Source organism: Helicobacter sp. 219-2 (assembly GCF_030053225.1).
GTDB classification, from domain to species: domain Bacteria; phylum Campylobacterota; class Campylobacteria; order Campylobacterales; family Helicobacteraceae; genus Helicobacter; species Helicobacter pylori_C.
In genome coordinates this window covers 1,068,785-1,091,849 of record NZ_JASGBS010000001.1, presented here as the reverse complement: position 1 = coordinate 1,091,849, position 23,065 = coordinate 1,068,785, and the positions used below count along the sequence as shown (strand labels likewise).

Annotated in this window: 20 protein-coding genes and 2 pseudogenes; 17 read left to right on the top strand and 5 right to left on the bottom strand. The window is 38.4% G+C overall.

Features of this window, described 5'->3' with window-relative positions:
• Window positions 1-61: 61 nt before the first annotated feature.
• Window positions 62-538 carry a phosphatidylglycerophosphatase A family protein gene (locus P6280_RS05290; RefSeq protein WP_120941300.1) on the bottom strand — a complete coding sequence of 159 codons (477 nt, stop codon included), beginning with the start codon at window positions 536-538 and terminating at the stop codon, window positions 62-64.
• A gap of 148 nt (window positions 539-686) precedes the next feature.
• Between P6280_RS05290 and P6280_RS05285 the strand changes: the two genes are divergently transcribed.
• From P6280_RS05285 to sabA, 11 genes and pseudogenes are all read left to right on the top strand, one after another.
• Window positions 687-1,796, top strand: coding sequence for a pyridoxal-phosphate-dependent aminotransferase family protein (locus P6280_RS05285; RefSeq protein WP_283237191.1), 1,110 nt, complete (start codon window positions 687-689; stop codon window positions 1,794-1,796).
• Window positions 1,797-1,804: 8 nt separating this feature from the next.
• A complete protein-coding gene (locus P6280_RS05280) occupies window positions 1,805-2,266 on the top strand; it encodes a phosphoribosyltransferase (RefSeq protein WP_000559486.1) in 462 nt (153 codons plus the stop codon).
• Between the two features lies 1 nt (window position 2,267).
• Window positions 2,268-3,587 carry a 30S ribosomal protein S12 methylthiotransferase RimO gene (gene rimO / locus P6280_RS05275; protein ID WP_283237190.1) on the top strand — a complete coding sequence of 440 codons (1,320 nt, stop codon included), beginning with the start codon at window positions 2,268-2,270 and terminating at the stop codon, window positions 3,585-3,587.
• Between the two features lie 102 nt (window positions 3,588-3,689).
• Window positions 3,690-5,519: pseudogene (locus P6280_RS05270) on the top strand (GTPase).
• A pseudogene (locus P6280_RS05265) lies at window positions 5,516-7,229 on the top strand (LeoA/HP0731 family dynamin-like GTPase). Before P6280_RS05270 ends, P6280_RS05265 begins: the two co-directional pseudogenes overlap by 4 nt.
• Window positions 7,230-7,383: 154 nt before the next feature.
• On the top strand, window positions 7,384-7,635 hold the full coding sequence (locus P6280_RS05260) for a hypothetical protein (RefSeq protein ID WP_283237189.1): 252 nt from the start codon (window positions 7,384-7,386) through the stop codon (window positions 7,633-7,635).
• An 8-nt stretch (window positions 7,636-7,643) separates the two neighbouring features.
• Window positions 7,644-8,711: an HP0729 family protein gene (locus P6280_RS05255; protein WP_283237188.1), complete on the top strand. Its 1,068-nt coding sequence runs from the start codon at window positions 7,644-7,646 to the stop codon at window positions 8,709-8,711.
• Between the two features lie 22 nt (window positions 8,712-8,733).
• Window positions 8,734-9,765, top strand: coding sequence for a tRNA lysidine(34) synthetase TilS (gene tilS / locus P6280_RS05250; RefSeq protein WP_283237187.1), 1,032 nt, complete (start codon window positions 8,734-8,736; stop codon window positions 9,763-9,765).
• 93 nt (window positions 9,766-9,858) lie between these two features.
• On the top strand, window positions 9,859-10,845 hold the full coding sequence (locus tag P6280_RS05245; RefSeq protein ID WP_283237186.1) for a tRNA dihydrouridine synthase: 987 nt from the start codon (window positions 9,859-9,861) through the stop codon (window positions 10,843-10,845).
• A complete protein-coding gene (locus P6280_RS05240) occupies window positions 10,815-11,732 on the top strand; it encodes an outer membrane beta-barrel protein (protein WP_283237185.1) in 918 nt (305 codons plus the stop codon). The genes P6280_RS05245 and P6280_RS05240 overlap by 31 nt, the downstream gene beginning before the upstream one ends.
• Window positions 11,733-11,945: 213 nt before the next feature.
• Window positions 11,946-13,895 carry a Hop family adhesin SabA/HopD gene (gene sabA / locus P6280_RS05235; RefSeq protein WP_283237184.1) on the top strand — a complete coding sequence of 650 codons (1,950 nt, stop codon included), beginning with the start codon at window positions 11,946-11,948 and terminating at the stop codon, window positions 13,893-13,895.
• Window positions 13,896-13,967: 72 nt separating this feature from the next.
• On the opposite strand, the gene P6280_RS05230 is transcribed toward sabA, so the two are convergent.
• Complete coding sequence (locus P6280_RS05230) at window positions 13,968-15,299, bottom strand: anaerobic C4-dicarboxylate transporter (RefSeq protein ID WP_283237183.1); 1,332 nt, start codon at window positions 15,297-15,299, stop codon at window positions 13,968-13,970.
• Window positions 15,300-15,374: 75 nt separating this feature from the next.
• On the opposite strand from P6280_RS05230, the gene P6280_RS05225 reads away from it, so the two are divergent.
• Complete coding sequence (locus P6280_RS05225; RefSeq protein WP_283237182.1) at window positions 15,375-16,427, top strand: type II asparaginase; 1,053 nt, start codon at window positions 15,375-15,377, stop codon at window positions 16,425-16,427.
• Between the two features lie 284 nt (window positions 16,428-16,711).
• Here the strand turns inward: P6280_RS05225 and P6280_RS05220 are convergent, their stop codons facing one another.
• Entirely contained in the window at window positions 16,712-17,182 is a 471-nt protein-coding gene (locus P6280_RS05220) for a sialic acid-binding protein (RefSeq protein ID WP_024773280.1), read from the bottom strand.
• Between the two features lie 28 nt (window positions 17,183-17,210).
• Window positions 17,211-17,633 carry a DUF1104 domain-containing protein gene (locus tag P6280_RS05215; protein WP_096528235.1) on the bottom strand — a complete coding sequence of 141 codons (423 nt, stop codon included), beginning with the start codon at window positions 17,631-17,633 and terminating at the stop codon, window positions 17,211-17,213.
• A gap of 269 nt (window positions 17,634-17,902) precedes the next feature.
• Between P6280_RS05215 and P6280_RS05210 the strand changes: the two genes are divergently transcribed.
• From P6280_RS05210 to P6280_RS05190, 5 genes are all read left to right on the top strand, one after another.
• A complete protein-coding gene (locus tag P6280_RS05210) occupies window positions 17,903-18,535 on the top strand; it encodes a LysE family transporter (protein ID WP_000498369.1) in 633 nt (210 codons plus the stop codon).
• A gap of 68 nt (window positions 18,536-18,603) precedes the next feature.
• Window positions 18,604-20,304 carry a DNA polymerase III subunit gamma/tau gene (locus tag P6280_RS05205; protein WP_283237181.1) on the top strand — a complete coding sequence of 567 codons (1,701 nt, stop codon included), beginning with the start codon at window positions 18,604-18,606 and terminating at the stop codon, window positions 20,302-20,304.
• Complete coding sequence (gene tsaE, locus P6280_RS05200) at window positions 20,301-20,702, top strand: tRNA (adenosine(37)-N6)-threonylcarbamoyltransferase complex ATPase subunit type 1 TsaE (protein WP_001201267.1); 402 nt, start codon at window positions 20,301-20,303, stop codon at window positions 20,700-20,702. The genes P6280_RS05205 and tsaE overlap by 4 nt, the downstream gene beginning before the upstream one ends.
• 12 nt (window positions 20,703-20,714) lie before the next feature.
• Window positions 20,715-21,437, top strand: coding sequence for an LPS export ABC transporter ATP-binding protein (lptB, locus tag P6280_RS05195; RefSeq protein ID WP_000353244.1), 723 nt, complete (start codon window positions 20,715-20,717; stop codon window positions 21,435-21,437).
• Between the two features lie 2 nt (window positions 21,438-21,439).
• Window positions 21,440-22,684 carry an RNA polymerase factor sigma-54 gene (locus P6280_RS05190; protein WP_283237180.1) on the top strand — a complete coding sequence of 415 codons (1,245 nt, stop codon included), beginning with the start codon at window positions 21,440-21,442 and terminating at the stop codon, window positions 22,682-22,684.
• A 77-nt stretch (window positions 22,685-22,761) separates the two neighbouring features.
• Here P6280_RS05190 and P6280_RS05185 read toward each other — a convergent pair whose 3' ends face one another.
• On the bottom strand, window positions 22,762-22,905 hold the full coding sequence (locus P6280_RS05185; protein WP_283237475.1) for a hypothetical protein: 144 nt from the start codon (window positions 22,903-22,905) through the stop codon (window positions 22,762-22,764).
• Window positions 22,906-23,065: the final 160 nt, after the last annotated feature.

Here is a 23,065-nt window from a genome sequence, read left to right as displayed (position 1 = left end):
AACGATTGCAATAAAGTCTATCTATATTTACCTAAAAAAAGGCTTTTGAATTTTCTTAAAATCAAAGTTTAATGTTAAAAAATCCTAAAATATTGATGACTAATAACACGCTCAATCCGGCTAAAACACCCGCTAAAGCGTCATCAGCCACAACCCCTAAGCCCCCTTTAACTTCTTTGTCTATCTTGCCAATGAGTGAGGGTTTAGTAATATCATAGATCCTAAAAAAGATAAAGCTCAAAATTACGCCCGCTAACGATAACCCGCTAATCGCCATCGCTAGCCACATGCCCACTAATTCGTCTATCACAATATAAGAGCTGTCATGGATCTTACTCTCTTCTTCTTCTTTATCTATTTGAGCGATAGCGATAAGCCCAATCAAAATTGCCGCTAAAAACAAAGTGTTAGCCGAAAAAATTAGAATAGGTAAGCCTAGTAACAACGCTACTAAACTCCCTATCGTTCCAGGAGCTTTTTTAGAATACCCGCTAAAAAAAAGGGTCAGAAAACACGCGCGAAGACTAAATTTATTCAATCATTGCCTTAAATTCTTTTTAAATCATGGCATTTTAGCATTTTATTTGCATTAAAAAGCGATTTTCTTAAACAATAAGGCTTAATTTTAAGCGCGTTTTAGTATGATAGCTTTTAAATTCTCTCAAAAATTAAAGGTTAATTTTAACATGTTGCTTTTCACTCCAGGCCCTGTAGCCATTAATGAAGAGATGCGCTCAAGCTTTTCTCAGCCAATGCCCCACCACCGCACTAAAGATTTTGAAAAGATTTTCCAAAGCGTGCGAGAAAATTTGAAAAAAATGACCGGTTTAGAAGAAGTTTTGCTTTTAAGTAGCAGCGGGACGGGGGCTATGGAAGCGAGCGTGGTTGCTTTATGTCAAAAAGAGTTGCTTTTTGTTAATGCGGGCAAGTTTGGCGAAAGGTTTGGCAAGATCGCTAAAGCCCATTCTATCAAAGCCCATGAATTAGTCTATGAATGGGACACGCCGGCTCAAGTGGATGGGATTTTAAACGCGCTTAAAGCCAACCCTAACATTGATGCGTTTTGCATTCAAGCATGCGAGTCTAGTGGGGGGTTACGACACCCTGTAGAAAAAATCGCTCAAGCGATCAAAGAAACTAACCCGAATGTTTTTGTGATAGTGGATGCTATCACCGCTTTAGGGGTTGAGCCTTTAGAAATAACGCATGTTGATGCGCTCATTGGAGGGAGTCAAAAAGCGTTCATGCTGCCTCCTGCGATGAGTTTAATCGCATTGAGCCAGAAAGCGATTGAACGCATAGAAGAACGCAATGTGGGGTTTTATTTCAATTTAAAGAGCGAATTGAAAAACCAAAGGAATAACACCACAAGCTACACCGCTCCTATTTTACACACTTTAGGGTTGCAACGCTATTTTGAATTGGTGCAAAATTTAGGGGGCTTTGAAGCGCTCTATAAAGAAACTAAACGAGTCGTTTTAGCCACTCAAAAAGCCGTTTTAGCTTTGGGTTTAAAGATTTTCCCTAAAAGCCCGAGCTTGAGCATGACAACGATTGTTAGCGAGCATGCTAAAGAATTGAGAAACCTTTTAAAAGAAAAATACCAGGTGCAATTTGCGGGCGGTCAAGAGCCTTATAAAGACGCGCTCATTCGTATCAACCACATGGGGATCATTCCTGTTTATAAAAGCACTTACGCTTTAAGTGCCCTAGAATTAGCCCTAAACGATTTGAATTTAAGGGAGTTTGATGGCGTGGCGAATACAACCTTTTTGAAGCAATATTATGAAATTTAAGGACTATAATGCATTATTCTTATGAAACCTTTTTGAAAGACAGCCTAAAATTAGTCAAACAAGTAGAGCAAATTTGTGGTGTCCCAGAAGCCCTTGTGTGCGTGATGCGAGGGGGCATGACTTTAGCGCATTTTTTGAGTTTGCACTGGAATTTAAGGGAAGTTTATGGCATCAATGCGATTTCTTATGACACCACCAACCGACAAAACGCCCTAAAAATTGAAAATATCCCCACGATCAAAGAGCGTTTAAAAACCATTCTTGTGGTAGATGAGATCGTAGATAGCGGTAATTCTTTAGAAGCGGTGCTTAAAGTGTTAGAAGACAAACACCCTGATAAAAAGTTTTATAGCGCGAGTTTGTTCCAAAAAACAAGCGCGAAATACAAAGCCGATGCGTTTTTAAAAGACGCTCCTGAATGGATTGATTTCTTTTGGGAAGTGGATTTGAAAAACTTAAAAAGCCATTAACATGCAAATTAAAGAAAACAAACAACTCTGCTTAATTTCATTAGGTTGTTCTAAAAATTTGGTGGATTCAGAGGTGATGTTAGGCAAGCTTTATAACTACACGCTCACTAATGACGCTAAGAGCGCTGATGTGATTTTGATCAACACTTGCGGTTTTATTGAAAGTGCCAAACAAGAGAGCATCCAAACCATTCTAAACGCCGCTAAAGATAAAAAAAGGGGGGCGATTTTGATTGCGAGCGGGTGCTTGAGCGAGCGCTATAAAGATGAGATCAAAGAGTTGATCCCTGAAGTGGATATTTTTACCGGCGTGGGGGATTATGACAAGATTGACATAATGATCGCTAAAAAACAAAACCAGTTCAGCGAGCAAGTGTTTTTAAGCGAGCATTATAACGCGCGCATCATCACGGGATCGAGCGTGCATGCGTATGTTAAAATTTCTGAGGGTTGCAATCAAAAATGCTCTTTTTGCGCTATCCCTAGCTTTAAGGGGAAATTACAAAGCAGGGAATTAGACTCCATTTTAAAAGAAGTGCAAGATCTCGCGCTTAAAGGCTATACGGATATGACTTTTATCGCACAAGATTCTAGCTCCTTTTTATACGATAAAGGGCAAAAAGACGGCTTGATCCAGCTCATTAGCGCGATTGACAAACAACAAGCCTTAAAGAGTGGTCGCATTCTATACCTCTACCCTTCTAGCACCACGCTAGAGCTTATTGGCGCGATTGAAAGTTCGCCCATTTTTCAAAATTATTTTGACATGCCCATCCAGCATATCAGCGACTCCATGCTTAAAAAAATGCGGCGCAACTCCAGCCAAGCGCACCATTTAAAGCTTTTAAACGCTATGAAGCAGGTTAAAGAAAGCTTTATAAGAAGCACGATCATTGTAGGGCATCCGGAAGAAAATGAGGGCGAATTTGAGGAATTGAGAGCGTTTTTGGACGAGTTCCGGTTTGACCGGTTGAATATTTTTGCTTTCAGTGCTGAAGAAAACACGCATGCCTATTCTTTAGAGAAAGTGCCTAAAAAAATCATCAACGCTCGCATTAAAGCCTTAAATAAAATCGCTCTAAAACACCAGAACAATTCCTTTAAGGCTTTGTTGAATAAGCCCATTAAAGCGTTAGTGGAAAATAAAGAGGGCGAGTATTTTTACAAAGCAAGGGATCTCAGGTGGGCGCCTGAAGTGGATGGGGAAATCTTAATCAATGACAGCGAACTAACCACCCCCTTAAAACCCGGGCATTATACGATTATGCCTAGCGAATTTAAAGACAATATCTTACTCGCTAAGGTTTTAAGGGCTTTTTAAAAGCTAGCTATAGGGCTAAAAGCGTGGCTGTAGCGTGGCTAGAGCAGGGGTTTGCGTTTTTTTTTGTTAAAATGCGTCAGAAAAATCCGGCATGAGGCAAAAATGAAAAACATTTATTTTAATGTAGAGAAAAGTATCAAAGATCTCCAAAAGATTTTTGAAAATACCGATGGCGCTGATGAGAGATTAAGAAAGTTCAACCAAAAAGCCATAGAGTTGTTCAAAAACTAGAGTCTGAGAGCTTAAAAGAGCTTGAAAGTTTAAAAAATAAGAAGAGTGGGAAAAATTTACCATTACTTTTTATGGGGAAACCGGCGCAGGGAAATCAACCTTCATTAAATGTTTGAGGCTGTTTTTTAAAGAACCAGGCAAAATGGATCAACAAGAGCGCTTCAAGCGGTTCTATGCAAATATGAAAAATTATAGAGGCAGCGAGCGTGCTGAGCTAGAAAAACTCCAAGATGGAGCGATCATAGGCGATGGGAGGAGTGATTCCACTTTAGAAACAAAATCTTACACTCTCAAGCACAACAATCAAAACTTTGTCTTGCTTGATGTTCCAGGGATAGAGAGCGATGAAAAGAAAGTTAAACAGCAAATTTCTAACGCTACAAGAAAAGCCCATGCTATTTTTTATGTTACAAAAACACCCGCTCCTCCGCAAAAAGGAGAAGAGGGAAAAGAGGGAACGATTGAAAAGATCCAAAAGCAACTCGATTCGCAAACAGAGGTATATACCCTATTCAATAAGCCAATTAACAATCCAAGAGCCTTAAAAGATGGGCTTATTGATGAGAACGAAAAAAAGAGCTTAAGAGATTTAAATGAAAAAATGAAAGCCATTTTAGGCAAACACTACGAGGGACACCAAATAGTCAGCGCCCAAGCGGCTTTTTATGGCCTTTCATCGGCACTACTGCCAGAGACTGATTTTTATAAAAACAAACAAAAATTTTTAGAAATTTTTAAAGTAGAAGAATTGTTATTGAAATCCCAATTTAAACAATTAGGAAAATTTATAGCCGGAACGCTTCTTGAAAACTCACGCAAAAAAATCATAGAATCCAACTGCAATAAAGCCTTAAGAGTGATAGAAAAATTGCAAAAAGCGATCGTAACCACGATTGACAGAGAGATAGACCCAACTATCAAAGAAATAAGGGATAAGCTACCAGAGACTTACTCCAACCTGGATCGTTCTAGAGATAAATTCGTATCTAATTTGAACAATTCAGTATCCAAAGAAACAGCGATTCAAAACTGACTTTAGAATAGAAATGTATGAGCGCATTGAAAAAGACATTAAAAATAAGGAATGTAAAGAAATCTTTAAAAATGAGCGCGAACAAGGCATGAAAGAATTGGATAGAACCATAGAAGGGTGAATTAAAAAGTGTGAGAAACAATTTAGTAAAGATATAAAAAAAGATATTGAACAATTTGAAGAGAGGATTAAAAATTCTCTAGTAATGTTAAACCACATCAACATTGATAGTGGTTTTGATCCCAATTTCAATATTCATAGAGGTAATAATATGCTAAATACACTAGGCTTATTGTCTTCAATAGCAAGTTTGGCTCTGCTTTTAGCGGTGCCTGTATTAAGGTGAGTTTGCACTAGCTGCAGGAATAGTTTTAGGAGCAATTGGGATAGTTAGATCAGTGTGGAGTTGGTTTAGTTCAGACTATAAAAAATCCCAACAAAGAAAAGAAGTGGATAAGAATTTAGATAAAGTTTGTGGAATAATTGAAGAGAAAATGAGAAACCAGATTGAAGATGCCAAAAAAGGCATATGTGAAAAGGTTGAAAGCCTAAAAGCTGGGCTTAACGATCCCGTTGTTTGTTATGAGCGCATGAGGGAAGGACTGATAAAAGCTGGTGAGGGCTTATGGCAAATATCTAATAACATCAAAACAAGGATCGCGCAATGAATGAAACGCTAGAACAATTTAAAAGAAATCAAAAGAGGAATTAAGAAAATCTTAAAAAATTGCTTGATTTTGTCAAGGCCGGTGAAAAATACGGCATTAAGGTTGAAGAGTCCTTCAAGGCAAAGATCAACAGCGCGATCCAAAGCGCTAATGATCAGAAACTCAGGGTGGCGTTGGTGGGAGGCTTTTCTGAAGGGAAGACATCCATAGCGGCAGCTTGGATCGAACGCTTGGATAAGAGCATGAAGATAGACCATCAAGAATCAAGCGATGCAGTTAAAATCTATGATATAGATAATGAAATGGAGCTGGTTGATACCCCGGGGTTGTTTGGTTTCAAAGAAAAAATAGCCGATAGCGGCAAAATAGAACGCTATAAAGATATTACCAAAAAATATGTCAGCGAAGCCCATCTTATTTTGTATGCGCTCAACCCGTCAAACCCCATCAAAGAAAGCCATAAGGACGATTTGAATTGGTTGTTTAGGACGCTCAATCTTTTATCCAGGACGATCTTTGTCATCAGCCGTTTTGATGAAGAAGCGGATATTGAAGATGAAGATGATTACAACAAAAGGTTTAAAACCAAAAAAGAAAACATTCAAAACCGACTGAATGATCTCATTTCTTTGAGTGAAAAAGAAAAAGAGAGTCTGAGCATTGTCGCTGTGGCTGCTAACCCTTTTAATGAGAGGCTTGAATACTGGCTAGAATATAAAGAAGAATTCCAAAAGCTTTCGCATATCAAAACTTTACAAGATGCGACGCAAAAAAAGATTAAAGAAAATGGCGGGAAATTAACCATTATAGAAGAGACCAAAAAAAGCGTCATTCAAGATGTTATTTATAAGCAAATGCCCTTGGCAAAAAAAAACGCAACAAAATCTTAAGAGAGAATTGGAATATTTGAATAAAGCGATGGAGAAAAGGCGAAAGGAGATTCAAAATTTAAATGGCGAAATTTCTCAAGCCCGCATTAATTTAAAAGAATTTATAACGAGATATTTTAGCGATCTCAGCCGTCAAGTTGCTGGCACCAGCCTAGAAACCTTTAATGATTTTGTTATCAGAGAAATAGGCGATGAAGGTATCAATATAAAAACAAGAGTCCAAAATGCATTTGAAAGAAAAACGCAAGGGATTTTAGATGAAATCGCTAAAATTAAAATGAGTTTTAATGCCGATAGGAGTTTTTTTGAAAAACATGCCGGAACATTGGGGAAAATTGGGAATGAATTTTTAACAAAAAGCGGATTTATCAATGCAACTAACATCAAACTGGCTAGAGACACAATAGCGGCTGGGGGAAAATTTGTGGGCATAGATCTGGCTTTCAAATTCAAACCATGGGGCGCTGTAAAATTGGCAGGAAACCTGAATAAAGCTTTGCCGTTTATCGGTATTGCTTTTGAAGCATGGGATTCTTGGAACAAATATCAAAAAGAGCAAAAGCTTGAAGAAGCTAAAGAAAAAATAGTATCCCATTTTGACAATCAAAAAAAAGAAATTTTAGATCTCATCAACGATGGAACCAGATTCAAACAAACATGTTTCTTAAGCGCGTTGGAACTGGAAAAATCGCTCCAAGAGATCAAAGAAGCGATTGAAAAAACGCAAGCGTATGATCAAGAATTTGAAAAATGGATTAAAGCCGGCGAAGATTTGATCAAGGGCGAAGATTTTATAGAAGTTGAGCCTGAAGAGGAATGAATCATGATCCAATCTGTGTTAAAATACCCAACGCGCCAACGCCAAAGTGCTTGCTAGCTAGTAAGCGGTGTTTTGAAAACTCTAACAATAAGGAAAGGCAATGTTTTCTAAAATCTGCTCATCTATTAAGCTCGCCAATTTGTTCAAGGGTTTTTTGTGCAAACGCATCGCAAGCCCTGTGCAAAGCGCTTGCATAATCAGTTTGGTTTTGGATATAAAAAATGTTTTTAAGAAAGAAAACGATCTATCAAACAAGATAGGCAAGACTTTAGACTTGATCGTGGGTTTTAAGAAAGAGAACCCGCAAGATTTTGACGAATTGTTTCAAATTTTAAAAGATCTTATCCAGGAATACGAGAAAAATCCTGAAGAGGTCAAGCAGAATCTCACAGAGATTATAAAATAAGACAAGGCATGAACCACCTCTTGATCCTTTATAACCCTTACTACCAGCGGGATGTTATCCAACAACATTTAAGCGTTTTACAGGAAAAATCCCAAGTGGGCTTTGGTAAAATCCGATCAAAGCTCAACGATCAAGAAAAGCACCACTCTTTAGAAGAGATTTACAAAGCCACTAGTGAAAAAAATTTTTTGCAGCTTTTTTTAACCGATTACGCTAATTTATTTGTCGCTAAGGTGATAAAGGTTTCTAAGGATATTGATGAGAGTTTGATCCCTAGCTATTATAAAGAAAAAAATTTGGAAGTGGAAGACTTTTTTATTATCAGCGATTTAAGGGAATTAGTCAGGGAAGACTTTAGCCTTTTAAGGGATCAATTTTTAGCCAATTTCATCGCACCCAACAACCACACTTACGCCATTTATGGGAATAATTATGTTTATCCTTTGCCGGTGAGATTGAAAGAAGAGCGTTCTTATTTTTTAGGCGATGAAAAGCATTATCTGAGCGTGTATAAAAGCAAAGAATATTTAATCATGCAAGAAAATTTCATGCGTTTTGTTTTTGGCAAAAGGCTTTTTTACCTCTTACACCATGATAGCATCAATAACATCATTCATGCAGAATTAGAGCTTTTACAAAGCGAAAACGATCTTTTGAATGATTTTACAAGCATCATCGTCAAATACTCCAAAACCTTAGAATACGAAATTTATCTTTTCGCTAAAAAAGTTCTTTTAAAGGCTTGCGCAAAAGATCCCAACCTTTATGATTTAAATTATAAAGTCCAAGGAAAATCTTTGATACTTGAAGATTTTTTCACTCAAAAGCCTAATCTTGGGAGCGTTAAATTTTTACTCAGACACGAAAAAGTCCAATACCATTTAGAAGAGAGCTTAAACCGATTCATCAATTATCCTTTTTCAAAAAGCCTCACTCTCATTCAAGATATCCGCAATGAAGCCGTCCATAAAAAAGCTCCAGGTTTGAATGAAGTGGAAAAGCTCAGGAACGAAATTTTAGGCATAGAAGGCGCGAACTTGTTAAAAGGCATTTTAATCCACAAGGAAGTTTCATGAAAGAATGCGATAAATTAAATCTATGCTTAATGCCGATTTGATAGCGCGAGATTTTAAAACCTATTTAGAGCCTTTAAGAGAGGGGAAAAATTTATTGGGTTTTTCGGGTGGGTTGGATTCTATTTGCTTGTTTCATCTTTTAGTTGGAGAAAATATCGCTTTTGATACCGCTTTAGTGGATTACAACACGCAAAAACAACGCCTTGAAATCATCCAGCACGCTCAAACACTCGCCCAAGCGCACCATAAAAAATGCTATATCCATTACGCCCCAAAGATTGAGCGCAATTTTGAAATGCAAGCGAGAAAGATCCGTTATGATTTTTTTGAAACTTTAATCAAAGAGCATTCTTACAAGCATTTGATTTTAGCGCACCACTTGAATGACAGACTGGAATGGTTTTTGATGCAATTAAGCAAAGGGGCCGGGCTAAACACGCTTTTAAGCTTTCAAGCTTATGAAAAAAGAGGGTTTTATGCGATCGTTCGCCCCTTGCTCTACACCCCTAAAGACACCCTTAAAACGCTCGCTAAAGATTGGGAATTTTTTGAAGATGATTCTAATTCTTCTTTAAAATTCAAACGCAATTTTTTCAGGAAAAATTACGCTAACTCCTTGATGCAGCATTATTCTAAGGGCATTATCCAAAGTTTTAAGTTTTTAGATAAAGAAAAAGAGCGGCTTTATTCTTTAATGCCCGTTTCACAAATGCATGGGATCACTTTTTTCAAGCATTCGCAAAATGCGCTTTTTATGGTGGATAAAATCTTAAAGCAAAAGGGGTATGTGTTGAGCTTTTCTCAAAAAGAAGAAATCAAACGCCATTTTTTTAGCCTAGAAATCGCTCAAAAATTCATCATTGAAAAGGATAGAGAGCATGCGTTTATCGCCCTTAAACCTCAAAAAACTTTAAGCATGCCAAAGGATTTTAAAGACAAAGCCAGGAGATTGAATATCCCTAAACGCTTACGGCCTGTTTTATACGCAGAGTTTTTAAAACAACCAACGCATGATTTTTTAACCCGTTTTAAACAGAGTTTAACGGATCTATAAAAGAGCTTCATTTCAATCCAGCGATAAGTTTTTAAAGCGCTTTTTAACCTTGATTGTGTCAAAATACAGCAAAAAACTTTGATATGAGAGTGAATGGACTTTAAGAATAAAAAATGGCTTTTTCTAGCCCCTTTGGCAGGCTATACGGATTTGCCTTTTAGGAGCGTGGTGAAAAAATTTGGCGTGGATGTTACCACAAGCGAAATGGTGAGCTCGCATTCGTTGGTATATGCGTTTGACAAGACTTCTAAAATGTTAGAAAAATCCCATTTAGAAGATCATTTCATGGCGCAAATTTCAGGCTCTAAAGAGGGCGTAGTCAAAGAAGCGGTGGAAAAAATCAACGCTTTAGAGCATGTGAGCGGGATTGATTTTAATTGCGGTTGCCCCGCTCCTAAAGTGGCTAACCATGGTAATGGTAGCGGGCTATTGAAGGATTTAAACCACTTGGTGAAGCTTTTAAAAACCATCAGAGAAAACACCAATAAAAAAATCACAAGCGTGAAAGTGCGTTTAGGCTTTGATCAAAAAATCCCTAAAGAAATCGCTCATGCCTTGAATGACGCGCCGGTGGATTATGTAGTGGTGCATGGGAGGACACGAAGCGACAAATACCAAAAAGACAAAATAGATTATGAAAGCATCGCTTTAATGAAAGGGATTTTAAAAAAGCCGGTGGTAGCCAATGGCGAAATTGACAGCGTGAAAAAAGCCTTTGAAGTTTTGCAAATCACGCAAGCTGATGGGTTAATGATAGGGCGAGCAGCCTTAAGAGCCCCATGGATATTTTGGCAAATCAAAAACAACACCACCGAATTGCCCGCAGTCGTGAAAAAAGATCTGGTTTTAGAACATTTTGATAAAATGGTGGAGTTTTATGGGGATAGGGGGGTGATCATGTTTAGGAAAAATTTGCATGCTTACGCTAAGGGCGAAATGCAAGCGAGCGCGTTTCGCAACTGCGTCAATACCCTTACAGAGGTAAAGAGCATGCGAGAGAGTATAGAGGAATTTTTTAATCAAGAAATGTTGCAAAGTGAAGTGCCATTATGGGTAGAATTGAATCAAAAAAGCGTTTGAAAGCGCTTGTTTTTTTAGCCAGTTTGGGGGTTTTGTGGGGCAATGCCGCTGAAAAAACGCCTTTTTTCAAAACAAAAAACCACATTTATTTGGGTTTTAGGCTAGGCACAGGGGCTAATGTAAGCACAAGCATGTGGCAACAAGCTTATAAAGACAACCCCACTTGCCCTAGCAGCGTGTGTTATGGCGAGAAATTAGAAGCCCATTATAAGGGGGGTAAAAACCTGTCTTATGCCGGGCAAATAGGCGATGAAATAGCTATTGATAAATACCATATTTTAGGATTAAGGGTGTGGGGGGATATAGAATACGCTAAAGCGCAATTGGGTCAAAAAGTGGGGGGTAATACCCTTTTATCCCAAGCCAATTATGACCCAAGCGCGATTAAAACCTACGATAGCGCTTCAAACGCTCAAGGCTCTTTGAATTTGCAAAAAACCCCAAACCCCCAAAACTTCCTTTTCAATAACGGGCATTTCATGGCGTTTGGTTTGAATGTGAATGTGTTTGTTAATCTCCCTATAGACACCCTTTTAAAACTCGCTTTAAAAACAGAAAAAATGCTGTTTTTTAAAATAGGCGTGTTTGGTGGGGGTGGGGTGGAATACGCAATATTATGGAGTTCTCAATATAAAAACCAAAACACCAATCAAGATGATAAATTTTTTGCAGCGGGTGGGGGGTTTTTTGTGAATTTTGGGGGTTCTTTGTATATAGGCAAACGCAACCGCTTCAATGTGGGGTTAAAAATCCCTTATTATAGCTTGAGCGTGCAAAGTTGGAAAAACTTTGGCTCTAGCAATGTGTGGCAGCAACAAACGATCCGACAAAACTTCAGCGTTTTTAGGAGTAAAGAAGTTTTTGTCAGCTACGCATTCTTGTTTTAGTTTGGCTTTATTCCCATTAAATACTGATAAAATTCAAAAGATAATTTTATCGTTACAAAAATCAACACTCTAAAGATAAATAAGTTAAAATACCCCAAAATCTTTTTTTTTTTTTTGAAATCCAATAAATTTATGATAAAGTTAAACATATTGTAAATAAATTTTCATTTCTATTCATTTTTACAATAAAAATTTACTTCAAGGAACACTTTTATGAAAAAACAATTTTTACTCTCTCTCTCTCTCGCTTCATCGCTTTTGCGTGCTGAAGACAACGGCTTTTTTGTGAGCGCGGGCTATCAAATCGGTGAAGCGGTGCAAACGGTCAAAAACACCGGTGAATTGAAAAACTTGAACGACAAATACGAGCAATTAAACCAGTATTTAAATCAAGTGGCTTCGTTGAGACAAAGCATTCAAAACGCCAACAACATTAGCTTGGTCAATAGCTCTTTAAACGATTTAAAAAGCTTTACCGAAAACAACTATAACAGCACCACCCAATCGCCCATCTTTAACGCCGTACAAGCCGTTATCACTTCGGTATTGGGTTTTTGGAGTCTTTATGCGGGGAACTACTTGACTTTTTTTGTGGGTAATAAGGATTCTAGACGACCAGCTAATGTCAATGGTAACCCTCCTTTTCAAACAATTATCGAAAACTGCTCAGGAATTGAAAACTGCGCTATGGAACAAACCACTTACAACAAGATGAAAAAATTTGCTGAAGAGCTCCAAGCAGTTCAACAAAACTCTGCCACTAAAGCGAACAATCTTTGCGCTTTATCCGGATGCACTGCAACAAATGGCCAAAACCCAAACTCAACCGTAAGCAACGCTCTTAACTTGGCGCAACAGCTTATGGATTTAATCGCAAACACTAAGACGGCTATGATGTGGAACAATATCGTCATCGCTGGCGTTTCAAACGCGTCCGGTGCTATCAAATCCACTGGTTACCCAACGCAATATGCGGTGTTTAACAATATCAAGGCGATGATACCTATCTTGCAACAAGCGGTTACGCTTTCTCAAAGTAACCACACCCTATCTGCTAGTTTGCAAGCTCAAGCTACAGGATCTCAAACAAACCCTGAATTCGCTAAAGACATCTACAATCTCGCTTTAAACCAAAAGCAAGTCATCTCTTATGCACAAGATATTTTCAACCTCTTTAATTCCATCCCTAAAGAGCAGTATAAATATCTAGAGAAAGCTTATTTGAAAATACCCAATGTGGGTCAAACTCCTACTAACCCTTACAGACAAGAGGTGAATTTGAATAAAGAAATTCAGACGATTCAAAGCAATGTGAGTTATTATGGCAATCGGATTGATTCGGCTTTAAGCGTGGCTAAAGATGTTTATAACCTAAAATCCAATCAAGCAAGCATTGTAGCAGCCTATAGCAACGCTAGTAGTTTGAGCCAAGAGATTTCTAAACTTCCCTATAACCAAGTCAATACAAAAGACATTGTCACACTACCCTATGATAAAAACGCTCCAGCAGCGGGCCAATACAATTACCAAATCAACCAAGAGCAAGCATCCAATCTTTCTCAAGCTTTAGCAGCGATGAGCAATAACCCCTTTAAAAAAGTGGGCATGATCAGCTCTCAAAACAATAACGGCGCATTGAATGGACTTGGCGTGCAAGTGGGCTATAAACAATTCTTTGGCGAAAGCAAAAGATGGGGGTTAAGGTATTATGGCTTCTTTGATTACAACCACGGCTATATCAAATCCAGCTTTTTTAATTCTTCTTCTGACATATGGACTTATGGCGGTGGGAGCGATTTGTTAGTGAATATCATCAACGATAGCATCACAAGAAAGAACAACAAGCTTTCTGTGGGTCTATTTGGTGGTATCCAACTAGCAGGGACTACATGGCTTAATTCTCAATATGTGAATTTAACCGCGTTCAATAATCCTTACAGCGCGAAAGTCAATACTTCCAATTTCCAATTCTTGTTCAATCTCGGCTTGAGGACGAATCTCGCTACAGCTAAGAAAGAAGACAGCGAACATTCCGCGCAACATGGCATAGAATTGGGCATTAAGATCCCTACCATCAACACGAATTACTATTCTTTCCTAGGCGCTAAGCTAGAATACAGAAGACTCTATAGCGTGTATCTCAATTATGTGTTTGCTTACTAAGTGTCTAAACTCTCTTTTTTAAGGGGGTTTAGAAAATCGCAACGCCAAGCTTTTTATCGTTAATGATAAAATCTACAAAACTAACGGCGCGACAACAAACCCTAACGCAACGCTCAAAGACACGACTAAAACCCCAGGGATCAAAAACGCATGATCAAACACATAACGGCCCATTTTAGTGGTGCCGGTGTTATCCATAGCGATCGCTCCTAGTAAAGTAGGGTAAGTGGGTAGCACAAACAACGCCGAAACGCTCGCAAAAGAAGCCACGATAATATACAAATGCTCCGTGTGGTTAGCGCTAATGCCTAAGGCTGTGATCACGCTTGGGATGAGCGCTTTAGAGGTGGCAGCTTGCGAATACAAAAGCATGGAAGCCAAAAAGAGCGCTACGGCTAATAAAAACGGGTAATCTGTGATCAAAAAAGAAGCGTATCGCTTGATTTCATCTAAATGATTGCTCACAAAAGTATCGCCCAACCACGCCACGCCTAACACGCACACGCACGCTTGCATGCCGGATTTAAACACGCTTGAATGAGCGATTTCATTAGCGTTAATTTTGCAAAAAAGCACAATTAAAGTTGCCACGCTCAACATGAAAGACACAATCGCATAATCTCTGCCTAAAACCACCGGGCTAATCAAAGCGATATTTTTAGAAATCGCGCTCGCATAAAAAACGATCGCTACAACCCCACAAATAAAAATCCATAACGATAATTTCGCGCTTTTTGAGGTTTCTTTTTCTTCTTTGATGGTGGGGGGCGAAATTTTTCCTGCCTTTAGGCGCTCTAAATAATTCGGATCGCTGTCTAATCTCAAATCAGTAAAACCCATAACAAACGCCGTGATCATGCATGCTAAAAAAGTCGTAGGGATCCAAACCATTAAAAGGGTCAAGTAATTCGCTCCTAAAGGCTCTAAAATGCCGCTCATAAACACCACCGCCGCACTCACCGGGCTTGCAGTAATAGCGACTTGACTAGAGGTTACCGCTAAGCTTAAAGGCGCTTTGGGTTTGATGTTTTGGCTCTGGCTCACTTCCACAATCACCGGAATTAAAGAAAAAACCGTATGCCCAGTGCCGGCTAGTATCGTTAAAAAATACGCCACGCTTGGTGCGAGGTAGTTGATTTGCTTGGGGTGTTTTCTTAAAATTTTTTCAGCGATTTTGACTAAGTAATCCAAGCCCCCCGCTTTTTGCATCGCGCTAATAGCGCTAATGACTGCCATGATGATTAAAATCACATCAAAAGGGATTTTGCCCGGATTTAGCCCCAAAAATAAGCATAAAATAAGCACGCCCAAACCCCACGCATAGCCCACTCCCAAGCCTCCTAACCTTGCCCCTAAAAAAAGCGAAAAAAGTAACACTACAATCTGAAAAAAGGCATCCACCATTAACTCTTTTTAAATTTATTTTAACGATGTTTTACTATACTATAAAACCTTTTAAATTTCAAAAGGTGGTCTATAATGAGAATATTTTTGAAATTGTTGATTCTTTTATTTTGTTTGAAGGGGCAAGTTATGGCTCAAAATTTACCCACCATTGCTTTACTGGCGACAGGAGGGACGATTGCAGGGAGTGGCGTTAATGCGAGTTCGGGTAGTTATAAAAGCGGCGAGTTGAGCATCAAAGAACTTCTTAAGGCTATCCCTAGTCTTAACAAACTCGCTCGCATTCAAGGGGAGCAGATTTCTAACATCGGCTCACAAGACATGAATGAAGAGGTATGGTTCAAGCTCGCCAAACGCACCCAAGAATTACTAGACGATAGCCGTATTCAAGGCGTGGTTATCACGCATGGCACGGACACTTTAGAAGAGAGTGCGTATTTTTTAAACTTAGTTTTACACTCCACAAAACCGGTCGTGCTAGTGGGAGCGATGCGTAATGCTTCTTCTTTGAGCGCGGATGGGGCTTTGAATTTGCATAACGCGCTGAGTGTAGCGGCTAATGAAAAAAGCGCGAATAAAGGCGTATTGGTGGTGATGGACGATAATATTTTTAGCGCTAGGGAAGTGGTTAAAACGCACACCACCCACACTTCCACCTTTAAAGCCTTAAATAGCGGTGCGATAGGGAGCGTGTATTATGGCAAAACGCGCTATTACATGCAACCTTTGAGAAAACACACCATGAAGAGCGAATTTTTTCTTTCACAACTCAAAACCCCCCTGCCTAAAGTGGATATTATTTACACGCATGCCGGCATGACCCCTGATTTATTCCAAGCGAGCCTAAACTCGCATGCAAAAGGCGTTGTGATAGCTGGGGTGGGTAATGGGAATGTGAGCGCTGGGTTTTTAAAAGCGATGCAAGAAGCGAGCAAAATGGGGGTTTTAATCGTTCGTTCTAGCAGGGTAGGCAGCGGTGGAGTCACTTCAGGCGAGATTGATGACAAAGCTTATGGCTTTATCACAAGCGACAATTTAAACCCCCAAAAAGCTAGGGTGCTTTTACAACTCGCTTTAACTAAAACGAATGATAAGGCAAAAATCCAAGAAATGTTTGAAGAGTATTAAAACCCTCTTTAGAATGGTTTGAAACGCTGAAGCGGTTTTAGGTTTTTATTTTTGATTGGAATTTAATCAAATCGTGGTTGGGGGTAGAAGTTGCTTTTAATGATAAATCCTACGCTTGGCTGATTGCTAAAAACTGCGATAAAACTGCCGTGTTAAAAAAACAATAAAAAATTACTAATAATATTTTATATAATAGCATGCTTCTATCCCAAACGCTAAAAGCGTTTAGGATTTCTGCTTAAAGGGTTTGAAGCTTTGATAGAAAAAGTGGTGTCGTTTAAGCTTTAGTGCTTATCGCTGTGATCTTCATCATGGTGGTCATGGTCTTTATCGTCATGATCTTTATCATGGTTTTTGCCATGTTTTTTGTCATGCTTCTTACCATGCTTATCGTGTTTGTGCATTTTTCCATGCTTGCATGATCTCAACCCAAAATCATCATCCAAGTCTTCCATGTTGCCTTTTTTAAGCGCTTCTTTAATAGCTTTTTGGCGGGCTTCAAAATCCGCTACGGTCATTTTGTCTGTGTTTTTAGTTGCATATTCATGCAATTGTTTGTGGAACGCCTTTCTCTTGTCTTCAGGCATCTTTTTCATGCGCATTTTCAACTCTTTTGTGTAATCCACAATATCCTGAGGAGCGACAACGCCAGCCATTTTAGCCAAATCCTCATCGCTTGTTTTGCTGAAATCCTTGGCGTTTAAAGCCACAAATAGCAACGCGCTAACAGAAAGTATTTTCAACGCTTTTTTCATGTTTTATCCTTTTAAATTAAATTTTATCTCACTTAGGAGAGCAATGTTCGTCTTTTTTCTTAACAGCCCTACACCAAACTTTTCTCGTATCGCCACTGCAAACGCTCACATTAAGCCCTTTTGCCTTGATTTCTTCAGCGCTCAAACCTTTGGTTTTTTCTTCTAATTCTTTACGCACTTCTTCACGCATTTTTTTGAAATCCTCTTCACTCATTTTGGAAAGATTCTTCCTAGCGATTCGGCTGAAATTCGTGCGGAATTTCTTAGCGTCTTCAGCGTTTAAGGCTTTAAGGCGTTTAGACACTTCCATGCGATAATCAATCGCTTCATTAGAAGGCAGAGTTCCTGCTAATTCTAAAAGCTCCTTATCTTTGAGTTGCGAAAAATCCCTAGCGCCTAAAACCTGTAATCCAAGCAAAGCTAACAGGCAAAAAGACAAACTCCTTCTCATTCCCAATTCCTTGTTGTCTAAATTTTTGCCGCATAACGACAGCAAATTTTGGCATTATACCATATTAATTTTAACTTATTCTCAAACATCTCTTAAGAGCGCTAAAAAATGGGGTTTTTAAATTTCGCACAAGCCATTGTATATCATCATTTAATTTTTATTTATAAAGGTCGTTTTAAACCCTAAAATTTTAAAATACCATTTTGAATGATTTGTTTATATGGTGTTGGTAGTTTTTGGCTTATTTTGAGTGAAAGGATTTAAGCAAGATGTTTGTGGTTTTTATAGAAGGTTTTGGTTTAGCGATTTCTTTGTGTGCGGCTGTGGGAGCACAATCCTTGTTTATTGTGGAAAGGGGAATGGCTAGGAATTATGTGTTTTTGATTTGCGCTTTGTGTTTTATGTGCGATATTGTGTTAATGAGCATGGGCGTGTTTGGCGTGGGGGCTTATTTTGCTAAAAACCTTTATTTGAGTTTGTTTTTGAATTTATTTGGAGCGGCTTTTACCGGATTTTACGCTTTTTTAGCTTTAAAAACCCTTTTTCAAACCTTTAAAAAGAAGCAAGTCCAAACCCCTAAAAAATTATCCTTAAAAAAGACCTTATTATTCACTTTAGGCGTTACCTTACTCAACCCTCAAGTGTATTTGGAAATGGTGTTTTTAATTGGCGCGAGCGCTTTGTCTTTTAATTTAGCTCAAAAATTTGTCTTTTTAGCCGGCACTTTATCGGCTGCCTTTTCTTGGCTTTTATTGTTATGCACTTTATCGTTGCGTTATGGCTCCAAACTTTTAAACAACCAAAAAATTTTTATGGGGGTGAATCTCTTTGTAACCGCTATCATGGGAACGCTTAGCGTTACTTTATTTAGGGATTTTTTAGCGCTATTGAGTAAAACCTAAAAAGGGGCTAGTTTTAAGTCATTTTGCATTACAATATTCCTAAATGAGTTTTAAGGATTACAATCAATATGCAAGTTTTAGCGTTAAAATACCGCCCCAAACATTTTAGCGAGCTAGTCGGTCAAGAGAGCGTGGCTAAAACGCTTTCTTTAGCCCTAGACAACCAGCGTTTGGCTAACGCTTATTTATTCAGCGGGTTAAGAGGTTCAGGCAAAACCAGCTCTTCTAGGATTTTTGCTAGGGCTTTAATGTGTGAAGAAGGACCAAAAGCTGTGCCTTGCGATACTTGCACCCAATGCCAGAGCGCTTTAAACAACCACCATATAGATATTATAGAAATGGACGGGGCGTCTAATAGGGGGATTGATGATGTCCGTAATCTCATAGAGCAAACGCGCTACAAACCAAGCTTTGGGCGCTATAAAATCTTTATCATTGATGAAGTGCATATGTTCACCACCGAAGCGTTTAACGCGCTTTTAAAGACTTTAGAAGAGCCTCCTAGCCATGTGAAATTCCTTTTAGCGACAACGGACGCCTTGAAATTGCCCGCTACCATACTCAGCCGCACCCAGCATTTCAGGTTTAAAAAAATCCCTGAAAATTCCGTTATTTCTCATTTAAAAACTATTTTAGAAAAAGAACAAGTGAGTTATGAAACAAGCGCGTTAGAAAAACTGGCTCACAGCGGGCAAGGGAGCTTAAGAGATACGATCACTCTTTTAGAACAAGCCATCAATTATTGCGATAACGCTATCACAGAAAGCAAAGTGGCTGAAATGTTAGGAGCGATTGATAGGAGCGTTTTAGAAGATTTTTTTCAAAGCCTAATCAACCAAGATGAAGCGCGATTGCAAGAGCGTTATGCCATTTTAGAAAATTATGAAACCGAGAGCGTTTTAGAAGAAATGATGCTTTTTTTGAAAGCGAAATTATTAAGCCCTGATTCGTATTCCATCCTTTTGATAGAGCGCTTTTTTAAAATCATTATGAGCGGTTTGAGCCTTTTAAAAGAAGGGGCTAATGCCAGTTTTGTGCTGTTGTTATTGAAAATGAAATTCAAAGAAGCTTTGAAACTCAAAGCCCTAGACGATGCGATTTTGGAATTAGAGCAAAGTAAAGAAAGCGCTTTAAAGCCCTTAAACCAAAACGCTAACGCCCCTAAACAAGAATCCAAAAGTGCAGAGAAAATAGAAAAGCCAGAAAAAAAAGAAAACACAGAAACCCCGCAAACCCCCATGCTTTCAGCCAAAGATCGCATTTTTCACAACCTTTTCAAACAAGTTCAAACATTGGTTTATGAGCGCAACTACGAATTAGGGGCGGTGTTTGAAAAAAATATCCGTTTTATTGATTTTGACAGCCAGACTAAAACCTTGACTTGGGAGTCTTTAGCCACCCATAAAGATAAAGAGCTTTTAAGAGAGCGTTTTAAAATCGTGAAAAGTATCGTTGATGGGGTTTTTGGCAAGGGCGAAAATATCAAAATCGCTTTAAAAAATCAAAATAAAAGCGCTTTAGAAGAAATTAAAGAGTTTAAATTCCCCTCTTTAAAGCCCAAACCAACCACCGAAACGACGGCTGAAATGAAAGAAAAAGAAACTAAAGAAGCGATTGAAAAAGAAACTAAAGAAAACGACACTAAAGAGGTTCAAGAAACCCAACCAAAAGAAACCCCTACAGCCTTGCAAGAATTCATGGCTAACCATTCTGATCTCATTGAAGAGATTAAGAGCGAGTTTGAAATCAAAAGCGTGGAATTGTTATGAGAGCGCATTTAGACGAGTTAGACAAAGTGGCTGCTGCAATTTTAAAAGATGATTTTAAGGGGGTGGTGCTTTTAAAAGGCGTTGTGGGGAGCGGTAAAACGACTTTGGTTCAAGCGTGCTTGAAGCACTTGGGTTTAGACATTCAAGCGACTTCGCCCACTTTTAGCCTGATGCATGCTTATAGCGAGAGCGTGTTCCATTATGATTTTTACATGCGCGATTTAGAGGCTTGCTTGGAGCTTGGCATGTTAGAGTGCTTGTTAGAAAAGGGGATCCATTTTGTGGAATGGGGCGATGAAAAATTAGAAAAAATTTTAAAAAAATACGATTTAGCTATTAAGGTTGTGGAAATTAAAACCGAATTAACCAGCCGTTTTTATACAATAAAGATCGTTTAAAGGGTCGTTTGAATGGATATTTTAAAAGCAGAGCATTTAAACAAACAGATTAAAAAAACCAAAATCGTTTCAGATGTTTCTTTAGAAGTGAAAAGCGGCGAAGTGGTGGGGCTTTTAGGGCCTAATGGGGCGGGTAAAACTACCACCTTTTATATGATATGCGGGCTTTTAGAACCTAGTGGGGGGAGCGTTTATTTAAACGATGTCAATTTAGCTAAATACCCCTTACACAAGCGTTCTAACTTAGGCATAGGCTACTTGCCCCAAGAATCCAGCATTTTTAAAGAATTGAGCGTGGAAGAGAATCTGGCCCTAGCAGGGGAGAGCACTTTTAAAAACTCTAAAGAGAGCGAAGAAAAAATGGAAAGCTTGTTAGACGCTTTCAATATCCAAGCCATAAGAGAGCGCAAGGGCATGAGCTTGAGTGGGGGAGAAAGAAGGCGCGTAGAAATCGCTAGGGCTTTAATGAAAAACCCTAAATTCGTGCTATTAGACGAGCCTTTTGCGGGCGTGGATCCGATTGCGGTGATTGACATTCAAAGAATCATTGAAAGCTTGATTGGATTAAACATCGGCGTGTTGATCACTGATCACAATGTGCGAGAGACTTTGAGCGTGTGCCATAGGGCGTATGTGATTAAAAGTGGCACGCTTTTAGCGAGCGGGAACGCTAATGAAATTTATGAAAACGCTCTGGTGCGTAAGTATTATTTAGGGGAAAATTTTAAGGTATAGACATGGCGGTTTTACGCGCAAACCTTAGCCCTAAAAATAAATTAAACGCTACCTTAAAAGGGTGGCTCCCCATTTTACAAAGCGAGCTTGAAGATTTAGAAGAAGTGTTGAAACAAAACGCCCTGGATAACCCCTTAATCAAAATTGAAAACAAACGCATCAAAAATTTTAGCGATCGTTTTAGCGCTAAAAATAGCAGCGATCATTTAGAAAATTTCGCAATCGCCTCTAAAAGCCTTTTTGAAACCTTAGAATCTCAAATCATTCCCCCTCTCTTTCCCACTGAAACCTCTCAAAAAATCGCTATGGATATTATCAATGGGCTAGATAGTGAAGGGTATTTTGAAGAAAACATTGAAGAAAGGGCTAAAATTTTAGGGGTAGAGAGCGAAGTTTATGAAAAAGTGCGCAAGCGTTTTAGTTACCTTAATCCCGCTGGCATTGGCGCTAAAGATGTGAAAGAGAGCTTTTTATTCCAGTTAGAGAGTAGGGAATTAGACAATAACGAGCTTTATGAAGAAGCGCGAAAAATCATTTTAAATTTAGAAAAACACCATGAATTTTCTAAAGATTTTTATTATGAAAAGGCTTTAAAGATTTTAAAATCCTTTAAAAACCCCCCAGCCATTGAGTTTTTAGAAAAAGAAATAGAAGTCATTCCGGAGCTTTTTATTCTAGAAGTGGATGATGAAATCATCGTGCGTTTGAATGATGAGAGCTATCCGACGATCAGTTTAGAAGAAAATCGCTTTAAAGATAGTGCTTATTTAAAAGAAAAATTAAAAGAGGCTAAAGATTTGATTGATGCACTAAATTTGAGAAAAGCCACGATTTATAAAATCGGTCTCATGCTTTTAGAATATCAATACGATTTTTTTAAGGGTAAAAAATTGCGCCCTTTAAAATTATTGGATTTAGCCAATGAGTTTAACCACTCTGTAAGCACGATTTCAAGGGCCATTTCTAATAAATATTTGGCATGTCAAAGGGGGGTTTTCCCGATTAAGCATTTCTTTAGCACCGCCTTAGACAATAGCGAGACTTCAAACGCTGTGATTAAAGACTACCTTTTAGAATTGATTAAAAATGAAGACAAAAAAGAGCCTTTGAGCGACGCTAAGATTTTAGAACTCATTGAAGAAAAATTCCATTTGAAAATGGTAAGAAGAACGATCACCAAATACCGCCAACTGCTTAATATCGCTTCTTCAAGCGAAAGGAAAAAGCTCTATTTGATGCGTGCTTGAAAATAAACAATCAAGTTCTACTCAAATGGATCAGAAAAAATCCGCTTAAGCTATCTTGACTCTAACATATTATGATTTTAATACTTAACTAATAGCATATCGTAATATTGACTTGACATTAAGTTATACACATAGGCTAAAAAGCCAGCGTTTAAAAAAAGAATGATTTTAGAGAGGTGAGCGGATGGGGTGGGTAAAAAAGTTTTATCGTTTTGATGCATGGGGTTTCCTAAATTTAAAAGTAACTAAAGATTAACATGTTTTTAATTCAATATCCATTAAGTGGTGGTTTTGTGGCTATTTCATTTTAATTTTGTTTTCCATTAAACCCAATAACTAAAATCTTATTTTTATGATAAACTACCTAATCATAGTAAATCT

Excerpts from the sequence above, each read along its gene's own strand:
- P6280_RS05285 (WP_283237191.1), top strand. The coding sequence starts at position 687 with ATGTTGCTTTTCACTCCAGGCCCTGTAGCCATTAATGAAGAGATGCGC.
- P6280_RS05240 (WP_283237185.1), top strand. The coding sequence starts at position 10,815 with ATGGGTAGAATTGAATCAAAAAAGCGTTTGAAAGCGCTTGTTTTTTTA.
- lptB (WP_000353244.1), top strand. The coding sequence starts at position 20,715 with ATGGATATTTTAAAAGCAGAGCATTTAAACAAACAGATTAAAAAAACC.
- sabA (WP_283237184.1), top strand. The coding sequence starts at position 11,946 with ATGAAAAAACAATTTTTACTCTCTCTCTCTCTCGCTTCATCGCTTTTG.
- P6280_RS05280 (WP_000559486.1), top strand. The coding sequence starts at position 1,805 with ATGCATTATTCTTATGAAACCTTTTTGAAAGACAGCCTAAAATTAGTC.
- P6280_RS05185 (WP_283237475.1), bottom strand. The coding sequence starts at position 22,905 with ATGCATCAAAACGATAAAACTTTTTTACCCACCCCATCCGCTCACCTC.
- P6280_RS05205 (WP_283237181.1), top strand. The coding sequence starts at position 18,604 with ATGCAAGTTTTAGCGTTAAAATACCGCCCCAAACATTTTAGCGAGCTA.
- P6280_RS05210 (WP_000498369.1), top strand. The coding sequence starts at position 17,903 with ATGTTTGTGGTTTTTATAGAAGGTTTTGGTTTAGCGATTTCTTTGTGT.
- rimO (WP_283237190.1), top strand. The coding sequence starts at position 2,268 with ATGCAAATTAAAGAAAACAAACAACTCTGCTTAATTTCATTAGGTTGT.
- P6280_RS05245 (WP_283237186.1), top strand. The coding sequence starts at position 9,859 with ATGGACTTTAAGAATAAAAAATGGCTTTTTCTAGCCCCTTTGGCAGGC.
- P6280_RS05190 (WP_283237180.1), top strand. The coding sequence starts at position 21,440 with ATGGCGGTTTTACGCGCAAACCTTAGCCCTAAAAATAAATTAAACGCT.
- tsaE (WP_001201267.1), top strand. The coding sequence starts at position 20,301 with ATGAGAGCGCATTTAGACGAGTTAGACAAAGTGGCTGCTGCAATTTTA.
- P6280_RS05220 (WP_024773280.1), bottom strand. The coding sequence starts at position 17,182 with ATGAAAAAAGCGTTGAAAATACTTTCTGTTAGCGCGTTGCTATTTGTG.
- P6280_RS05225 (WP_283237182.1), top strand. The coding sequence starts at position 15,375 with ATGAGAATATTTTTGAAATTGTTGATTCTTTTATTTTGTTTGAAGGGG.
- tilS (WP_283237187.1), top strand. The coding sequence starts at position 8,734 with ATGCTTAATGCCGATTTGATAGCGCGAGATTTTAAAACCTATTTAGAG.
- P6280_RS05255 (WP_283237188.1), top strand. The coding sequence starts at position 7,644 with ATGAACCACCTCTTGATCCTTTATAACCCTTACTACCAGCGGGATGTT.
- P6280_RS05215 (WP_096528235.1), bottom strand. The coding sequence starts at position 17,633 with ATGAGAAGGAGTTTGTCTTTTTGCCTGTTAGCTTTGCTTGGATTACAG.
- P6280_RS05230 (WP_283237183.1), bottom strand. The coding sequence starts at position 15,299 with ATGGTGGATGCCTTTTTTCAGATTGTAGTGTTACTTTTTTCGCTTTTT.